This is a genomic window from Pseudomonas sp., assembly GCF_030698175.1.
GTDB lineage: Bacteria > Pseudomonadota > Gammaproteobacteria > Pseudomonadales > Pseudomonadaceae > Aquipseudomonas.
In genome coordinates this window covers 64,934-80,991 of the sequence record NZ_JAUYNT010000022.1, presented here as the reverse complement: position 1 = coordinate 80,991, position 16,058 = coordinate 64,934, and the positions used below count along the sequence as shown (strand labels likewise).

The window sequence follows — 16,058 nt, the reverse complement described above, 5'->3', positions numbered from 1 at the left end:
TTGCATCATCGTCAAGGAGACGACTATGACGCTAAAAAAACTGAGTGCGCTTGCACTGATTATGACCAGCCTGCTGCCCGCCCTGAGTCAGGCGCGTGACACAGTGCTGAATCTGGATTTCGCCGCCGTGGTGCAAGAGGCCACGCAAGCCGGCAAGCTGGATGGCAGCGTAAAGTTTTATTTGGCCGGCGCTACAGTGCCGGGCAAAAGCACTCCGCTCGGTGAGTTGGTTACTAATAAAAAGACCAATGCCTTCAACAAAACCGACGAAGAGGCCTGCAGCTGGGCGCTGCAATCGGCGCTGATTACCCTGCAAGACGCGGCCAAGAAAGTCGGCGGCAATGCGGTGGTGGATATCGTCAGCTTCTACAAGCGCAAAGAGTCCCGCAGTAGCACCACCTATGAATGCCACGCCGGTACCTTTGTTGGCGGTGTGGCCCTTAAAGGCCAAGCGGCGAGCCTCAAGTAGAGGCGGTTTAACTATGGCCGTAGGCGCTGCCAGCAGCGTCTACGGCGGATATAACGATGCGATTATGCAGTGCTGCACTGAGGGTTGATTTGCTCAGTAAACAGTTCGGTTGTGCTCTGGTGTTGTCTTCCTTGATAGCCTGCGGGACTTTATCCCGTCAGCAGGATGCTACGGCGACACTGCCGACACTGGCGGCTGGCAGTGACCTTAAGGCTGCGGTAGACGCCCTGGCACAGCCGCTGATCGATGCCGGGCAAACGCCGGGCATCGTGATTGGCGTGTTGACTGCCGATGGACAAAGGCACGTCTATGGCTATGGAGTTACCGAGCAACTCGGCGGCAGGCCAGTGGATGGCAGCACGCTGTTCGCCATTGGTTCGCTGAGCAAAGGCTTCTTGGCCGACGCTGCCGCACTGCTGGTGCAAGATGGCAGCCTGCACTGGGATGACACGCTTGAGCAGCTGTTGCCGGCGCACACGTCGCTCAGTTCCGACGCTAAAAAAATCACCCTGCTGCAGTTGGCCACCCACACCGCCGGCTTGCCGCGTCAGCCGATGACCCCGCAAACCCTCAGTTACTTCGTGGAGTATCTGTTTACCGGCAACAGTTTTTATCGCCACTACGACCGTACATATCTGCTCAATTATCTGGCGGACTTCGAGGCGCCGGCGCAGGTTGAGCCGCAGTATTCCAATATCGGTTATGGCCTGCTGAGCCATGTGCTGGAGCTGCACAGCGGGCAGAAAATCGATGCCTTGTTGCAGGCGCGGGTGCTTGGGCCTTTGCGGCTGGACAACAGCAGCTACGCGCCGCAGCAGCTGGCCGGCTTTGCGCAACGTGCCCTCGGGCATGCCGGCGATCAGCCGAAGTTTATCCTGCGCGGGCAACCGATACCGGACTGGCAGTTCACTGACATTTTGCACGGCACCGCCGGGCTTTATTCGACCGCCGATGATTTGCTCAGTTATGCGGCTGCCCATCTGCAGCCGGGTGCCAACCGCAAACTTAATGCGGCGCTGTTGGATACCCTGCAAGTGCGGGTTGAACGGCCCAATGAGGCGGCGGCCGTGGCCTGGAATGTCGATAGCATTGGCGGCAGAAAGATCACCTATCAGGTGGGCTTTGTCGCCGGCTATTCCAGTTATCTGGGCCTGGACACCGAGCACCAGACCGCCGTGGTGGTGCTGCAGAACAGTTTCAACTGGGCCAATGGCGCCATAGGCCATAGCCTGTTGTTGCGTCTGCCGGGTGCGGCTGATCAGAGCCCGTAGGATGGGTTAGTCGCGTAGCGGCGTAACCCATCAACTAAGCGTAGAAAAATCTGCGTGGCGTCATGATGGGTATCGCTGCGCTCAACCGCATCCTACGAAGCAAACTTCAGCGGGCACGGGTTAGTGCGCGGTGCCGCTGGTTTGCAGCTTGAGCCTAGGGGCTGCGGCCGGCAGCCGCTCAAATTCCATCGGCAGTTGGCTGGCCAAACCTATACCGCGTGGGTCACTGGCGGCTTCGACGGCGCCGCTGTGTTTGTCCCAGAGCAGCACCTGCTGATTGCCGTAGGCGCGCTCGACGGCTTGCAGGCGGTGGCCGCGCTGTTGCAATTGGCTGAGCTCGGCCGGGCTGAAAGCCTTGGGCTCGTACTCGATCTGGTCCGGCAGGTATTGGTGGTGGTAACGCGGCGCGGCCACCCAGGCGCTGGGCGGCTGGCCGTCGAGGTAACTGAGCATGGCCAGCAGCACCATGCTGGGGATGCGGCTGCCGCCGGGGGTGCCGAAGGCGGCGAAGGCTTGCGGGCTGTCGATAAAACTTGGGCTCATGCTCGACAGCGGGCGCTTGCCGGCGGCGATCTGATTGGCGGCGCTGCCGGTTAAACCGTAGGCATTGCTGCTGCCCTGGGCGGCGGCGAAATCGTCCATCTCATTATTGAGCACCACGCCAGTGCCGGGCACCGTGAAGGCGGCGCCAAACGGCAGGTTGATCGACAGGGTGGCGGCCACGGCGTTGCCGTCGCTATCCAAAATGCTGAAATGGGTGGTGTGGTCGCCTTCCTGGAAGATCGGTGCTGGCGCCAGGCTGGCACTGGGGGTGGCCCGCTGCGGGTCGATGCTGCTGGCCAGCGCTTGTAAATAACTGGGTGCCAGCAGTTGCGACAGTGGGTTGCGAACAAAGTCCGGGTCGCCGAGTAGGCCGCGGTCGCGGTAGGCGCGGCGCAGGGTTTCCACCACCAGGTGGCTGCGTTGCACCTTATCGGCGCTGCGCCACGGCAGTTGTTGCAGGATGCCGAGGCTTTGCGCCAGCGCCACGCCACCGGCGGAGGGCGGCGGCGCGCTGATCAGTTCGCGGCCCTCGTTGAGCTTGAAGCGCAGCGGTGCCCGCTCGACCACCCGGTATTCGGCCAAGTCGCGCAGGCTCCAGATGCCGCCAGCCGCTTGCACGCCTGCGACCAGGCGCTTAGCCGTCGCGCCGCCATAAAAGCCGCTGCGGCCATAGCGGGCCAGCAGTTCCAGGCTGTTGGCCAGTTCCGGTTGGCGCAGCAGGCTGTATTGACCGGGGATTTCTCCATTGCTGAGAAACAGCCGGGCGCTTTCCGGATTGGCCCGCAGCGCCGCCAAGCGCCAGCCGGCGCGCTCACGGTAGGCGGCATCAATCGACACGCCATCCGTGGCCAGGCGAATGGCCGGGGTCAGCGAATCACGCAGCGGCAGGCGGCCATAGTGCTCGGCCAACTCCACCAGCGCCGCCGGCAACCCGGGAATCGCCGCTGCCAGCGCGCCATTCAGGGATAGCTCGGGGTCGGGCTGGCCATCGCGCAGGTACATCTGCGCAGTCGCCGCCAGGGGCGCGCGTTCGCGGGCATCGAGAAAGCGATAAGTCGTGGCGTTGCCGACGGTTTGCCGCAGCAAGAAGAAGCCACCGCCGCCCAGACCGCTGCCGTAAGGCTCGACCACCGCCAGGGCGGCGCTGACGGCAACGGCCGCGTCGAAGGCATTGCCACCGGCGGCCAGGGTTTCCAGCCCGGCGACGGTGGCAGCCGGGTGGGCGCTGGCGATGGCGGCTTGGCTGGGCTGTTCGGTGGCCTGCAGATTGAGGCTGCCAAGTAGTAACAGTGCTGCAGTGAGGAGAGATCTGAGCATTTTTTGGCTATGTCCCAGTTACGTGTGATACCCGCAAAGCTTAGGGGGGGCGTTCGTAGGTTGGGTTAGCGGCGGTTGGTGTGGTCTAGCAGCGAAACGGTTTAAGCCGCCGCCTAACCCAACATAGGGACTATGCCGCGCTAACTTATCTAAGAGACTGAAACCGCTCGGTGGGTTACGCGGCGCACTGACTGCGAAGTAAGGTTTTGAGCCTACGTGGCGCCGCTAACCCACCCTACAAAAGCTGCTTTTAACCCAGTATGGCGCGCGAAGCCCGCAGCCGCATGCGGACGATCAATCAGGCCTTGCCGGTGAGGATCAGGTACTTCTGCTGCAGCTCTTCCTTGCTCTCGACGTGATTCTCATCGAGGGGGATGCAGTCGACCGGGCAGACCTGCTGGCATTGCGGTTCGTTGTAATGGCCGACGCATTCGGTGCACAGATTCGGGTCGATGACGTAAATTTCTTCGCCCTGAGAGATCGCGGCGTTCGGGCACTCGGGCTCGCAGACGTCGCAGTTAATGCAGTCGTCGGTGATGATCAGGGACATGGAGCAACTCCTGCGCAGGCGCGCGGCCTGGGCATGCAGAAAACGTGATGCCCAATTGTGCCGGATTAGTGCTGCGGGCGCCATCGGCGGCGGCTTTGAGGCCGCCGCGCTGAAGCTGCCGGCTTAGCGTTTGAAACGTTCGGCCAGGGCCTCGGCGACTGCCGGATGGACGAATTTGCTGATGTCGCCATCCAGTGCGGCGATTTCGCGCACCAGGGTCGAGGAGATATAGGAGTATTTTTCCGACGGAGTGAGAAACAGGCTTTCCACATCCGGGGCCAGTTGGCGGTTCATATTGGCCAGCTGAAACTCGTATTCGAAGTCTGAGACCGCCCGCAGGCCGCGCAAAAACACGTTGGCCTTCTGCTCATGGGCAAAGTGCGCCAGCAGGGTGGAGAAGCCCACTACTTCGACGTTGGGCAGGTGCTTGGTGACCTCGCGGGCCAACGCTACCCGTTGCTCGAGGGGGAACAGCGGGTTTTTCTTCGGGCTGGCCGCGACCGCAATGATGACGGTGTCGAACAGCCGCGCGGCGCGTTCGACGAGATCGCCATGACCCTTGGTGATGGGGTCAAAGGTACCTGGATACAACACTCGATTCATCGTGACGTCCTGGCGGAGTCCGGTAGGGACGCCGATGGTAGCGCAGCCAAACCCCGTGGCCAAGCCGTTGGGTGGATGGTGGTGAATGGTGAGTAGGAAGTGGGAAGTGTCGCTCCCACGGACATCGCAGACTCACCGCCCCACTCCCTACTCACCACTTCCCAGTTATAGGGCGCTTTTCAGCCGCTCGGCCAGCTGACTGGCCAGTTGCGAGCACAGGCCGTAGATCGACAGCTGCGGGTTGGCGCCGATGCTGGTGGGGAACAGCGAGCCGTCGTGGATCGACAAATTGCTCAGCTGGTGATGACGGCCGAGGCTGTCGGTCACCCCGCGTTTGGGATCTTCGCTCATGCCGCAGCCACCCATCACGTGGGCGCAACCGAGGCGGGTGCGGTAAATCTCCAGGCTCAGGTTGTCGATCAGTTCGCGGGCCTTGGCCAGGGTCGGCACGTAGTCAGCGTCGGCGTGCAGCGGCAACACCGCCTTGGCGCCGGCGGCGAACTGGATCTCGGCCATGGTGTGGAAGGCCCGGCGGATACCGTCCCAGCTGTAATCGGTCATCTGGTAGTCGAGCACTGGGCTGCCATCGCCGCGCAGTTCGACCTTGCCCACCGCGCTGTCGGGGTGAAAGCCGTCGCGCATCAACGCCAGCATCACGTTGGTGTGAGGCAGTTGCTCCATGCGCAGGGCGTTGTCGATGCCAAAGCGGCCGAGCAGGGTCGAGGTCAAGGCCGGATGCAGCGGCGGCACTTCCAGCTTGTAGGACATGCGCCCGCTGGCGCCGTCATCCCACTGGAAATGGTCGGAGTAGATCGACTGCGGGGCGCCGTAGAAGGGATTGATCACCTCATCGAACTGCGCCGCCGAGAAATTCACCGTATGCAAAAAAGTCCGCTGGCCGGTGCGCCCGTGCGGGTCGGGGGCGTCGGAGCGCATCAGCAAACCTGGGCTGTTGATGCCGCCACCGGCCAGCACGTAATGCTTGGCTTTAACGGTGATCTTGCGGCCATTGGGCGCCACGCACAGCTCATCCATGCCTAAGCATTCGATGCCCGTGACCTTGTTGCCGTCGTGCAGTAAGCGCTGGGCGCGGGCCAGGTAGAGCAGCTCGCCGCCGTTGTTCAGGGCGCCGGGGATGGTGGTGACCAGCATCGATTGCTTGGCGTTGGTCGGGCAGCCCATGCCGCAGTAGCCGAGGTTCCAGCAGCCACGCACGTTGCGCGGAATCACCTTCCAGTGCAGGCCGAGCTTATCGCAGCCGCGGCGAATCACGTCGTTGTTGGCATTCGGTGGCAGCGCCCAGGGTGCCACGCCCAAGCGTTCTTCCATACGGGCAAACCAGGGCGCCATCTCGGCCGGGCTGTGGCCTTTGACGCCGTACTCGCTGGCCCAGTGCTCCAGGGTCGGGTCGGGGGTGCGAAAACTCGAGGTCCAGTTGACTAGCGTGGTGCCACCCACCGCGCGGCCTTGCATGATGGTGATGGCGCCATCCTTGCTCATCCGCCCCATGCCTTCCTGATACAGCGCGCCGTAGGCCTCGGGCTCCTGCATCTTGAAGTCGTTGCTGGTTTTCAGCGGGCCTTCCTCGATCAGCAAAACTTTGAAGCCCGCCTGGCTGAGGATTTCCGCAGTGGTGCCGCCGCCCGCGCCGCTGCCGATAATGGCCACGTCGGCTTCCAGGGTCAGGTCCTGCTCAAGGCGCGAACCGTTGTAGGTTTTCCAGCCGCTGGCGAGGCCTTGTTGAAACAGATCGGGTACGGGCATGTTGGCAAGCTCTCAGGCAAATTCTTATTGGCGGCGTGGAAATGGCAAAGTGGGTAGTCGGGAGTGGGCAGTCGGTAGTAGGAAGTGCCGTTCCCGCAGAGATGGCGATGGTGGCCCACCCACTCCCCACTTCGCCCACTCCCCACTCTCTATTTCCTACTTCCCATTCCCCAGCAAAGATCAAAACTTGGGCGGGCCAGGGTAGCCGCAATGGACCCAGGAGTCTGGCTGGCCATACCAGGCCAGCATCACCAGCTGCAGCAGCGAGGCATGGCCCATTTTCAGCAGGCCGATGGAGCTGTTTTGCCAGCGGGTCAGGAAGTTGCTGACGTCCGCCGCGCTGGCGTTCTCCCAGCTGCCCCAGACACCGGTCAGCGGCCCGCGGGTCAGGCCCAGGGCCAGCACGTCGAACAGCTGCACCGTGAGTTTTTGCATCTCGGGCGAGAAGCGTGTGAGGCTGTAGTCGATGCCCCGAATGCTTTGTTCAACGGCGGCAGATAGCTGCTCGGCGCTGACTGCGCCATCGATGACCACTGGGATCAGCGCCCGTAAAAACGGCAAATCGCTGGCCCGCAAGATACTCAGGCCGCTGGCCGGCACGCTCGCCGAGCAACCGCTGAGGGTGGCGGTGACTCCGGCCGTGGCCAGAAATGCCGTGCCCAGCAGGCCAACTTTAAGTAAGCCGCGCCGCGAGAGCTGCGGCGCGGTAAGGGTGCTGTCGTTCATTATTACTCTCGGCTGTTAGCAATGGCTGCGTAAAACCTGTTCAAGGCCATGCCGCGTAGAGTGGGATCTGCGCAGCATGACCTTGTGCAGGTTTTTAGCGAATAAACAGCTTGTAGACCAACTTCTGGATGGCCTTGCCATAGGGCGGGTAAATCATCTTGGCGGCGTTATAGCGCTGCTTGATAAAGGTGCCCTTGGCATGACTGAAGGTCTTGAAGCCTTCGTGGCCGTGGTAGTGGCCCATGCCCGACGGGCCGACGCCGCCAAACGGCATGTCGTCCTGGGCCACGTGCAGCATGGTGTCGTTCAGGCACACGCCGCCCGAGTGAGTCTCGCTCAACACCCGTTGCTGCTCGCCTTTGTTGTAGCCGAAGTAGTACAGGGCCAGTGGCCGTGGCCGTTCATTGATGTAGGCGAAGGCTTGCTCGAGGGTGTCGTAGGGCACGATCGGTAGCAGTGGGCCGAAGATCTCGTCCTGCATGATCTTCATCTGGTCATTCACATTCAGTACCAGGGCTTGTGGCAGGCGCCGGCCTTGGCCTTCGGGGTACAGATTGAGCACCTTGGCGCCGAGGCTTTCGGCGTCGCTGAGCAAGCCTTTAAGGCGCTGCAACTGGCGGTCATTGATGATCGCGGTGTAGTCCGGGTTGTCTTTGAGTTTTGGATAGAAGCTGGTGACGACCTTGCTGTAGGCCGCGACGAAGGCATCGACGCGGTTACGCGGCACCAACACATAGTCAGGAGCGACGCAGGTTTGCCCGGCGTTCAGGGTCTTGCCGAAGGCGATGCGCTCGGCGGCGTGTTCCAGCGGCACCTCGGCGGAAACGATGGCCGGCGACTTGCCGCCCAGCTCCAGGGTCACCGGGGTGAGGTTCTCGGCCGCCGCGCGCATCACATGTTTGCCGATGCTGGTGGCGCCGGTGAACAGCAGGTGATCGAAGGCCAGCTTGGAGAAGGCCACGCCGACTTCCGCCTCGCCCAGGACCACGCAGACCAGGTCTTCCGGGAAGATCTTGGCCAGCAGATCTTTGACCAGTTGTGAGGTGGCCGGGGTTGACTCGCTCATCTTGATCATCACCCGGTTGCCGGCCGCCAGCGCGCCGATCAGCGGGCCCATGGCGAGAAACAACGGGTAGTTCCAGGGCACTATCACGCCGATCACGCCCAGCGGTTGGTAGATAACTTTGGCACTGGCCGGCTGGAAGGCCAGGCCGACGGCGCGGCGGGATGGCTTCATCCACTTCTTCAGGTTCTTGCTGGCGTAATGGATGTTTTGCAGGCTCGGCATGATCTCGGCCAGCAAGGTTTCATCGGTCGAACGGTTGCTGAAGTCTTGGCAGATCGCCTTGATCAGCGCCTCGCGCTCACTGCTGAGCAGCTGGCTGAGGGCTTTGAGCCACTGCAGACGCTGCTCGGCGGTCGGCATGGGGTTGGCGCGGAACGCCTCGCGCTGGCCGGCAAACAGCTGCCCGAGCTGGCTGATTTGCTGTTGCGCTTGCTGCAGATGTTGCTGCAAATGCGGTTGTGCGTGAGCGATTTCGGCGATTTCGGCGGCCATGGGGAATCCTTGAAAAGATGCGGGGGCGGAATGTTGGTAGATTTTTAGAGTAATTACTCTATTGTGTCAAATAGCATGCAGCGCTAAGACCCCGTTGTGTACCAAACGAAAAGTTGGGTCGTGCATTTATTCGTCACAGCGGCTTTTGCCGAGGCCATGGGCATTGCGCCCATGGGCCGAGTTGGTCGATCCTGTGCGCCCTTTTTGAGTTGCCGTTTTGCGGCCCTGAGTGAGTTTGACGCGGCATGGCGAGCGCACCGATAAAAACCCGTGAACGCATCATTCAAGGCAGCCTGGAGCTGTTCAATGCCCAGGGGGAACGCAGCGTCACGACCAATCATATTGCCGCACACCTTGGGATATCCCCCGGTAATCTCTACTACTACTTCCGCAATAAGCAGGCGATCATCGCCGAACTGTTCGGCCAGTATGAGCAGCGGGTCGACCAGTTTTTGCGCGTGCCGGCCGGTCGGGCGCTGACCGTTGAGGACAAGACCTTCTACCTCGAAGCCTTGCTGGCGGCGATGTGGCACTACCGCTTCTTGCACCGCGATCTGGAACACTTGCTGGAGTCGGACAACGCTCTGGCCCAGGGCTATAGGCTGTTCGCCCAGCGCTGCATGATCAGCGCCCAAGGCTTGTATCAGGGCTTTGTCGAGGCCGGAATTTTGCTGATGAACAGCGCCCAGGTGGAGGCGTTGACCCTCAACAGCTGGATCATCCTCACCTCTTGGGTGCGCTTTCTCTGCACTTCGCGCGGCGACAGCGTGGCGTTAAACGAGGAGCAACTGCGCCGTGGCATCTATCAGGTGCTGGCGCTGGAAAGCGGTTTTATCAGCGAAGCCGCCCGCCCGGCCGTGCAGGCGCTGCACGAGAAACTCTATGTGCCGTTGGAACGGGTGATTTAAGCCGCTCGCTAATGCTGGAGTGGTAGGCAGACTGCTTGGTAGGGTGTACTCGCCGAAGGCAGTACGCCGCTGAGTTGGCGGACTGTTCGCTACGCTCCTGAGTCCGCCCTACGCAGCCACTGCGGAATCCGTCGTTCTAAATACAGCCCCGGTTTCGTTACGCTGCCGTCGATGAAGCCGACGTGGCCGCCGTGCGGGTGCAGCTCCAGCTGGGTGCCGGCGGCCAGTTCGCTGAGTTCCGGCAGGCTGTGGCGGAACACGAAGGGGTCGTCGGCGGCCTGGATCAGCAGGGTGGGCACCTTGATCGCCGGCAGGAAGTAGCGGCTGGAGGCGCGGCGGTAGTAGTCGTCGGCATCGGCATAGCCATGCAAGGGTGCGGTGACCTGGCCGTCGAAATCCCAAAACGTGCGCATCTTGTCCAGCGGCCCCAGTTGCTCCAGCGCCGCCAAGTGCGGTTGCTGGCCGTTGGCGCTAAAGCGCTGCTTTTTACTCTGCACATAGGCGCTAAGCTCGCGCATAAAGTGCGCTTGATAGACGCGGGAAAAACCCAGGCCGATGCGGTCGGCGCAGTGATCCAGGCGAAACGGCACCGACACCGCGACCGCCGCTTGCAACCCAGAGGCGTCGCCGCTTTCGCCCAGGTACTTGAGCAGCACATTGCCGCCCAGCGAATAACCCACCGCATACAGCGGCGCCAATGGTCGTGCGGCTTGCAGATGCTGAATGACGGCGGCGAGGTCTTCGCTGACCCCTGAGTGATAGCCGCGCGGCAGCAAATTTGGCTCGCCCGAACAGCCGCGCCAGTTCAGCGCCACGCTGGCCCAGCCTTGGGCGGCCAGCGCCTGCTGTTGGCCGAGGATGTAGTGCGAGTTAGACGAGCCGGTCAGCCCGTGCAACAGCAGCACCAACGGCGCCTCGGCTGCGTGCGGGCCGAACCAGTCCAGGTCGATAAAGTCGCCATCGGCCAGCCACACACGCTCGCGGGTGCGCGCCAGCTGCAGCGGCGCGCGCAAGAATGACGCCCAGAGCGTCTGCAAGTGCGCGCCGGGCAACCACCAGGCGGGTTTAAAGGTCGAGTTCATCAATTCGTGCCTGGGTTGATTGGGGCGTTAGTTGGGCGGGGTTTCAGCCTGCCGGCTTGAGATGTTTGTGCTACAGGTTTAAATACGCCTGCCCGGCGGGCGTGAGGCGATATTTTTGCAAGCGACTGCCGGGCTTGTCCGGCCCGCTGTAGGCGATCAGGCCGGCGGCCAGCGCCGGATCGAGGTAATTCTGGCGAAAGGTCGGGCGATGGCGAATAGCCAAGCGCTCGCGCAAGGTCGTCGCAGAGAGCGCTTCGCCCGTGGCCAGCGCGTGCAGCAGCCGCGTCACCTGTTCGCTCGACTGGGTCGTTGACTGGGTCGTTGACTCTGCCTTCGACTCTGGCTGAGCACCCGTCAGCGCGCCGCCCGGCACATGCACCATGTTCGGCAACATCACAGTCACCCGGAAGATCGACTCCTCGCTCAGGATCGGATCCTGACCGCCGAAGGCGCGGGTGTACTTAAACAGGTTGCGCACCCCCGAGCCCAGCTCCTCGGCCCACTGCAGCTCGCGGAATATGCGGGCGATGGCCGGGTTCTTCGGCGATGGGGCGAAGTCGTCCGGGCGCAGCAATCCGATGCCGTGGGGGTTGTTGTGTGCTGTTGGCGGGCTGGAGACGGTTGTCATATCAGCCCCGGATCAAATTCATGATCAGGTGAATCATCAACTGCTTCTGCGCCGGGTCGCTTTGCGCGACCAGCAGGGCGATGGCGGCCAGCGCGTTATCGTTGATCTTCAGCTCACCGTCGTTTTTCAGGTGGTACTGGTTGCGCTGTAAGAACCAGATAAACAGAAAGGCACCGATGCGTTTGTTGCCGTCGGTAAACGGGTGGTTTTTGATCACGAAATACAGCAAATGCGCCGCCTGCTCCTCAATGCTTGGGTACAGCAGCTGGCCGTCGAACGACTGCACAATATTGCCAAGGATACCCGCGAAGCTGTCGTCCTTGGGGTTGCCGAACAGCGCGCTGGCTTCGCCCTTGGCCAACAGATCGGACTTCAGCGCGGCGATGCCGGCATTGGCCTCGCGGGGTTGGATTTCGTAGCTGATTTCGTCGGCGAAGCCCTCCTGCGGCAGGCGTTCGCTGTCGAACTGATTGAGCAGCACGAAGGTGCGCGCATACCCAGTGATCACGCCGACCAGGCCGCGTGCCTCGTGCAGGCTGGCCTGGCCGATCAGGTTTTGCTGGAACAGCGTCAGGGTGCGTTCAAGTTGGCGGATGTTTTCCTGCTGCTGCGCCAGTCGCTGCTGATTCAGCGCATAACCTTGAACGAGGTAGTCCTTGAGGATGCGGTTAGCCCAGATGCGGAAACGGGTGCCTTCCGTCGACTTGACGCGGTAACCGACGGAAATAATAACGTCCAGGCTGTAGAGCTTGATTGGCTTGGTCGAATGAGCAATGTGCACATTTTGCACATTGCTCTGTTCAGGGAGCTCCCCTTCTCTGAATACGTTGGCGAGGTGCTTGGTAATCACCGAACGCTCGCGGCCAAACAATCGGCTGATCTGCTCCTGATTCAGCCACACAGTCTCGCCATCCAATCGAACCTCGGTAGTAAAGCTACCGTCGTCTTGTTGGTAGATCAGGACTGCTTGTTGTTCTGTGCTATCGCGCATTCAACGTTCCTTGTCGATGGATGCAGCAGGGTGGAAAACCGCGAAGCGTTTTCCACCGGGAGGCGATACGGGTGGTCATCCTTCGCCACGTTCATGGTGGCTAACGCTTCGCGGTTACCCACCCGTGCGCTGCCACAGACCGTAATGCACCTGGCCGGCTTTTTGTTCGCGGTGCAGGCGCCAGTTGGCGGGCAGGCCGAGGCTGGAAGGCGGGGTTTCGCTTTCGGTGTAGACCCATGCGTTGTCCGCCAGCCAGCCCTGTTGCTCGAGCAGGTTGCAGGCCGGCAGCAGCAGGTTCTGGCTGAACGGCGGGTCGAGAAACACCAGGTCGTAGCTGCTTGGCGCTTGCAGTTCGAGGTGTTGCAGGGCATCGGTTTGCAGCACTTGGCAGTTGTCGCAGCGCAACGTGGTCAGGTGCTCACGCAGGCTGCTGACGGCTTTGGCGCTCAGATCCAGCGCCAGGGCGCTGCCGGCGCCGCGCGACAGGGCTTCCAGACACAGCGCGCCGCTGCCGGCGAACAGGTCGAGAATTTTCGCCCCTTCGACATAGGGCGCCAGCCAGTTGAACAGGGTTTCGCGCACCCGGTTGGGCGTCGGGCGCAGGCCCGGCGCCATCGGGAAGCTGAACTGACGCGAACGCCATTGGCCGCCGATGATGCGCAGTTGGCCGAGGTCGGCGCTGTGGGCACTGCCGTTGTGTGAAGAGCGGTGTTGCGGGACTCGAGTACGCATTAGTGCTCCGGTACGCCAAGGGGTTGTTCGGCGGGATGATCGGTCGGTGGCGGCAGCTCTTTTTGCGCCACGGTCGGGCCCGCAGTGACTATCAGCATGGCGTCAGGGTTGAGGTGTTTGGCCATGGCGGTTTTCACTTGCTCAACGCTGAGGGCCTGAATCTGGCTCATAAAGTCTTCCAGATAACTCAGGGGCAGGTTGTAAAAGCCCATGGAGCCGAGCTGGCCGACTATATCTGCGTTGCTGGCGGTGGACAGCGGGAAGCTGCCGGCCAATTCACGCTTGGCGTCGTCCAGTTCCTTCTGGGTCGGGCCATCGCGCAGGTAATCACGGAGGATTTGCTGCACCAGTTTCAGCGTGCCTTCGCTGAGTTCGGCGCGGGTTTGCAGGTTGATCATAAAAGGCCCACGGGCCTGCATGGCGCTGAAACCGGAATAGATGCCGTAGGTCAGGCCGCGCTTCTCACGCACCTCTTCCATCAAACGAGTGCCGAAACCGCCGCCGCCGAGGATCTGGTTGCCCAGATACAGCGCCGCGTAGTCGGGCTCTTGGCGGTCGATGCCGAGTTGGGCGAGCAGCAAGTGAGTCTGCTTGGAGGCAAACTCAATGTGCTGCTGGCCGGGCGCTGGGGTGGCCGGTGGCGGGCTTTTGCTCAGCGCCGGGCCTTTCGGCAGGGCGGCGGAAACTTGTTTGGCGATGGCTTCGGCCTGGGTGCGGTCGAGGTCGCCGACCAGTGCGATCACCATGTTGTTGGCGCTGTAAGCCTTGGCATGAAAGGCCTGCAACTGGGCGCGGCTGATGCCCGGGATCGACTGCGCATTGCCTTCGCTCTGGTGCGCATAAGGGTGCTGGCCGTAGAGCCGGTCGAACAACGCCATGCTGGCCAGTTTGCCGGGGTTTTGCTTTTGCTGTTCAAAACTGGACAGCAACTGGTTTTTGATCCGCGCCAGGGAGTCGGCTGGAAAGGTCGGTGCGCCTATCACCTGGGTAAACAGCTTGAGGGCCGGTTCGCGTAAGTCCGCTTGGCTCAAGCTGCGCAGGCTGGCGACGGCCATGTCGCGGTAAGCGCCGTTACCGAAGTTGGCGCCCAAGCCCTCGAAGCCTTCGGCGATGGCGCCGACGTCTTTGCCCTGGATACCTTCATTGAGCATGGCGTTGGTGAGCATGGCCAGGCCCGGTACGTCTGCGTCCTGGCTGCTGCCGGCGGCAAAGGTCAGGCGCAGGTCGAACATCGGCAACTGGGGCGCCGCCACGAACAGCACCTTGGCGCCTTCGGCGGTTTGCCAGGTCTGGATATTCAGGCTGCGCCGGGCGGGTGCCTGGCCATCGAGGGCGGCCAGCGACGCCAATACCGGCGTGGCAGGCGGGGCGTTGATTTTTGCGGCGTTGCTGGCGACCACTAACAAACCCAGGGAGATGGGCAGGGCCAGGCCGAACAGGGCGATTTTAATGCGGCGGCTGCGGGACTTACTCATGGCTGCGCTCCTGCGGCAGGATATGGACAACGCTCAGGCGCTCATGGGTGAAGTAGTCGCGGGCGGCTTGCTGGACATCGGCGGGGGTGACGGCGCTCAGCTCGGTCAGTTCGTTATCCATCAACTGCCAGGACAGGCCGACGGTTTCCAGTTGGCCGATGGCGGTGGCTTGGCTGGTGATCGAGTCGCGCTCATAGACCAGGCCGGCGATTACCTGGGCGCGCACCCGGGCCAGCTCTTCGGCGCTGGCCAGGTGGGTTTTCAGGTCATCCAACTCGCGCCACAGACCCGCTTCGGCTTGCGCTATGGTTTTGCCTTTTTGCACATTCGGCGTGGCGCTAAGCATAAACAGGCTGTCGCCACGGGTGTAGGCGTCGTAGCTCGACGAGGCGCCAGAGACCAGCTCTTCACCACGCTCCAGGCGGGTCGCTAGGCGCGCGCTGTAGCCGCCATCCAAGAGTGCGCCGGCCAGGCGCAGGGCCTGCACCTCGCGGGGCTTCTTGCTGGTGGCGACGCTCGGCACGTTAAAGCCCATCATCAGGCTCGGTAATTGGGTTTTCAGGTGCAGGGTGAGCAGGCGTTCGCCGGGCTTGCTCAGCTCCAGCGGGATTTGCGCCAGGGGTGTCGGCCGCGCCGGAATATTGCCGAAGTAGCGCAGTGCTAACTGATGTACTTCCTCTGGGTTGACGTCGCCAACCACCACCAGGGTGGCGTTGTTCGGCACATACCAGGCCTCGTACCAGGCGCGCAGTTCTTGTACGGTCATCCGTTCAAGGTCGGCCATCCAGCCGATGGTCGGGGTGTGATAACCGCTGGCCGGGAAAGCCAGGGCTTGGAAGCGCTCGAAGGCTTTGGCGGCGGGATTGTCGTCAGTGCGCAGGCGCCGCTCTTCTTTAATTACCTCGATTTCGCGGGCGAACTCCTCCGGCGGCAAACGTAGGCTGGCCAGGCGGTCGGCTTCCAACTCGAAGGCCACGCTCAGGCGGTCGCGGGCCAGCACCTGGTAATAGGCGGTGTAATCGTCGCTGGTAAAGGCATTTTCTTCGGCGCCGAGCTCGCGCAGCACCCGCGAGGATTCGCCGGGGCCGAGCTTGGCGCTGCCTTTGAACATCATATGTTCGAGGGCGTGGGACAGGCCGGTCTTGCCGGGTGTCTCGTAGCTGGAGCCAACCTTGTACCAAAGCTGGGACACCACCACTGGCGCGCGGTGGTCTTCGCGCACTATCAGTTTCAGGCCGTTAGTCAGTTTGAACTCATGGGTGGCTTGCGCGGACGCGTCGGCGGCCAGTGCTGGCAGGCTGACATTGGCCAGCAACAGCGCCGTCAGTAGCAGGTGGGTTAGCGGCTTCATCGAAATATTTGACCTATTAGACGGCCCGCTTGGTCTTAGCCGCGGCGGGCGAGGAGGTGCTAGGATACGCATCCGTTTTACTGGCGGCCA

At 62.1% G+C, this 16,058-nt stretch carries 15 protein-coding genes; 3 read left to right on the top strand and 12 right to left on the bottom strand.

Annotated features, from left to right (window positions below):
• The first annotated feature begins 25 nt into the window (after positions 1–25).
• Together Q8R10_RS11890 and Q8R10_RS11885 are read left to right on the top strand one after the other, a co-directional pair.
• The gene (locus Q8R10_RS11890) at positions 26–469 is read left to right on the top strand and encodes an excinuclease (RefSeq protein ID WP_305654012.1); all 444 of its coding nucleotides are present in this window, start codon (positions 26–28) and stop codon (positions 467–469) included.
• Positions 470–558: 89 nt separating this feature from the next.
• Entirely contained in the window at positions 559–1,740 is a 1,182-nt protein-coding gene (locus Q8R10_RS11885) for a serine hydrolase (RefSeq protein WP_305654010.1), read from the top strand.
• Positions 1,741–1,860: 120 nt separating this feature from the next.
• Here the strand turns inward: Q8R10_RS11885 and ggt are convergent, their stop codons facing one another.
• The 6 genes from ggt to Q8R10_RS11855 all read right to left on the bottom strand — a co-directional run bounded on the left by ggt (position 1,861) and on the right by Q8R10_RS11855 (position 8,801).
• Positions 1,861–3,600, bottom strand: coding sequence for a gamma-glutamyltransferase (gene ggt / locus Q8R10_RS11880; RefSeq protein WP_305654008.1), 1,740 nt, complete (start codon positions 3,598–3,600; stop codon positions 1,861–1,863).
• A gap of 298 nt (positions 3,601–3,898) precedes the next feature.
• Positions 3,899–4,150, bottom strand: a complete 252-nt coding sequence (locus tag Q8R10_RS11875) for a YfhL family 4Fe-4S dicluster ferredoxin (protein ID WP_305654007.1) — start codon at positions 4,148–4,150, stop codon at positions 3,899–3,901.
• 123 nt (positions 4,151–4,273) lie between these two features.
• Positions 4,274–4,753, bottom strand: a complete 480-nt coding sequence (gene coaD, locus Q8R10_RS11870; RefSeq protein WP_305654005.1) for a pantetheine-phosphate adenylyltransferase — start codon at positions 4,751–4,753, stop codon at positions 4,274–4,276.
• Positions 4,754–4,918: 165 nt separating this feature from the next.
• The gene (locus Q8R10_RS11865) at positions 4,919–6,517 is read right to left on the bottom strand and encodes a GMC family oxidoreductase (RefSeq protein ID WP_305654003.1); all 1,599 of its coding nucleotides are present in this window, start codon (positions 6,515–6,517) and stop codon (positions 4,919–4,921) included.
• A gap of 180 nt (positions 6,518–6,697) precedes the next feature.
• Positions 6,698–7,243, bottom strand: a complete 546-nt coding sequence (locus Q8R10_RS11860; protein ID WP_305654001.1) for a twin-arginine translocation pathway signal protein — start codon at positions 7,241–7,243, stop codon at positions 6,698–6,700.
• 94 nt (positions 7,244–7,337) lie between these two features.
• A complete protein-coding gene (locus Q8R10_RS11855; RefSeq protein WP_305653999.1) occupies positions 7,338–8,801 on the bottom strand; it encodes a coniferyl aldehyde dehydrogenase in 1,464 nt (487 codons plus the stop codon).
• Positions 8,802–9,046: 245 nt separating this feature from the next.
• Between Q8R10_RS11855 and Q8R10_RS11850 the strand changes: the two genes are divergently transcribed.
• Positions 9,047–9,709: a TetR/AcrR family transcriptional regulator gene (locus Q8R10_RS11850; RefSeq protein ID WP_305653997.1), complete on the top strand. Its 663-nt coding sequence runs from the start codon at positions 9,047–9,049 to the stop codon at positions 9,707–9,709.
• 89 nt (positions 9,710–9,798) lie between these two features.
• On the opposite strand, the gene Q8R10_RS11845 is transcribed toward Q8R10_RS11850, so the two are convergent.
• The 6 genes from Q8R10_RS11845 to Q8R10_RS11820 all read right to left on the bottom strand — a co-directional run bounded on the left by Q8R10_RS11845 (position 9,799) and on the right by Q8R10_RS11820 (position 15,968).
• On the bottom strand, positions 9,799–10,791 hold the full coding sequence (locus Q8R10_RS11845) for a hydrolase (protein WP_305653995.1): 993 nt from the start codon (positions 10,789–10,791) through the stop codon (positions 9,799–9,801).
• 70 nt (positions 10,792–10,861) lie between these two features.
• Complete coding sequence (locus Q8R10_RS11840) at positions 10,862–11,419, bottom strand: Fic family protein (RefSeq protein WP_305653993.1); 558 nt, start codon at positions 11,417–11,419, stop codon at positions 10,862–10,864.
• Between the two features lies 1 nt (position 11,420).
• On the bottom strand, positions 11,421–12,410 hold the full coding sequence (gene rhuM, locus Q8R10_RS11835) for a virulence protein RhuM/Fic/DOC family protein (protein ID WP_305653991.1): 990 nt from the start codon (positions 12,408–12,410) through the stop codon (positions 11,421–11,423).
• A gap of 114 nt (positions 12,411–12,524) precedes the next feature.
• The gene (gene rsmD / locus Q8R10_RS11830) at positions 12,525–13,142 is read right to left on the bottom strand and encodes a 16S rRNA (guanine(966)-N(2))-methyltransferase RsmD (protein ID WP_305653990.1); all 618 of its coding nucleotides are present in this window, start codon (positions 13,140–13,142) and stop codon (positions 12,525–12,527) included.
• Positions 13,142–14,617, bottom strand: a complete 1,476-nt coding sequence (locus tag Q8R10_RS11825; protein WP_305653988.1) for a pitrilysin family protein — start codon at positions 14,615–14,617, stop codon at positions 13,142–13,144. Before Q8R10_RS11825 ends, rsmD begins: the two co-directional genes overlap by 1 nt.
• Positions 14,610–15,968: a pitrilysin family protein gene (locus Q8R10_RS11820; RefSeq protein ID WP_305653987.1), complete on the bottom strand. Its 1,359-nt coding sequence runs from the start codon at positions 15,966–15,968 to the stop codon at positions 14,610–14,612. The genes Q8R10_RS11825 and Q8R10_RS11820 overlap by 8 nt, the downstream gene beginning before the upstream one ends.
• Between the last annotated feature and the right edge of the window lie 90 nt (positions 15,969–16,058).

Bases quoted from the DNA above. Each gene is read 5' to 3' on its own strand.
- Q8R10_RS11890 (WP_305654012.1), top strand. From the start codon at position 26: ATGACGCTAAAAAAACTGAGTGCGCTTGCACTGATTATGACCAGCCTG.
- ggt (WP_305654008.1), bottom strand. From the start codon at position 3,600: ATGCTCAGATCTCTCCTCACTGCAGCACTGTTACTACTTGGCAGCCTC.
- Q8R10_RS11875 (WP_305654007.1), bottom strand. From the start codon at position 4,150: ATGTCCCTGATCATCACCGACGACTGCATTAACTGCGACGTCTGCGAG.
- coaD (WP_305654005.1), bottom strand. From the start codon at position 4,753: ATGAATCGAGTGTTGTATCCAGGTACCTTTGACCCCATCACCAAGGGT.
- Q8R10_RS11865 (WP_305654003.1), bottom strand. From the start codon at position 6,517: ATGCCCGTACCCGATCTGTTTCAACAAGGCCTCGCCAGCGGCTGGAAA.
- Q8R10_RS11860 (WP_305654001.1), bottom strand. From the start codon at position 7,243: ATGAACGACAGCACCCTTACCGCGCCGCAGCTCTCGCGGCGCGGCTTA.
- Q8R10_RS11855 (WP_305653999.1), bottom strand. From the start codon at position 8,801: ATGGCCGCCGAAATCGCCGAAATCGCTCACGCACAACCGCATTTGCAG.
- Q8R10_RS11850 (WP_305653997.1), top strand. From the start codon at position 9,047: ATGGCGAGCGCACCGATAAAAACCCGTGAACGCATCATTCAAGGCAGC.
- Q8R10_RS11845 (WP_305653995.1), bottom strand. From the start codon at position 10,791: ATGAACTCGACCTTTAAACCCGCCTGGTGGTTGCCCGGCGCGCACTTG.
- Q8R10_RS11840 (WP_305653993.1), bottom strand. From the start codon at position 11,419: ATGACAACCGTCTCCAGCCCGCCAACAGCACACAACAACCCCCACGGC.
- rhuM (WP_305653991.1), bottom strand. From the start codon at position 12,410: ATGCGCGATAGCACAGAACAACAAGCAGTCCTGATCTACCAACAAGAC.
- rsmD (WP_305653990.1), bottom strand. From the start codon at position 13,142: ATGCGTACTCGAGTCCCGCAACACCGCTCTTCACACAACGGCAGTGCC.
- Q8R10_RS11825 (WP_305653988.1), bottom strand. From the start codon at position 14,617: ATGAGTAAGTCCCGCAGCCGCCGCATTAAAATCGCCCTGTTCGGCCTG.
- Q8R10_RS11820 (WP_305653987.1), bottom strand. From the start codon at position 15,968: ATGAAGCCGCTAACCCACCTGCTACTGACGGCGCTGTTGCTGGCCAAT.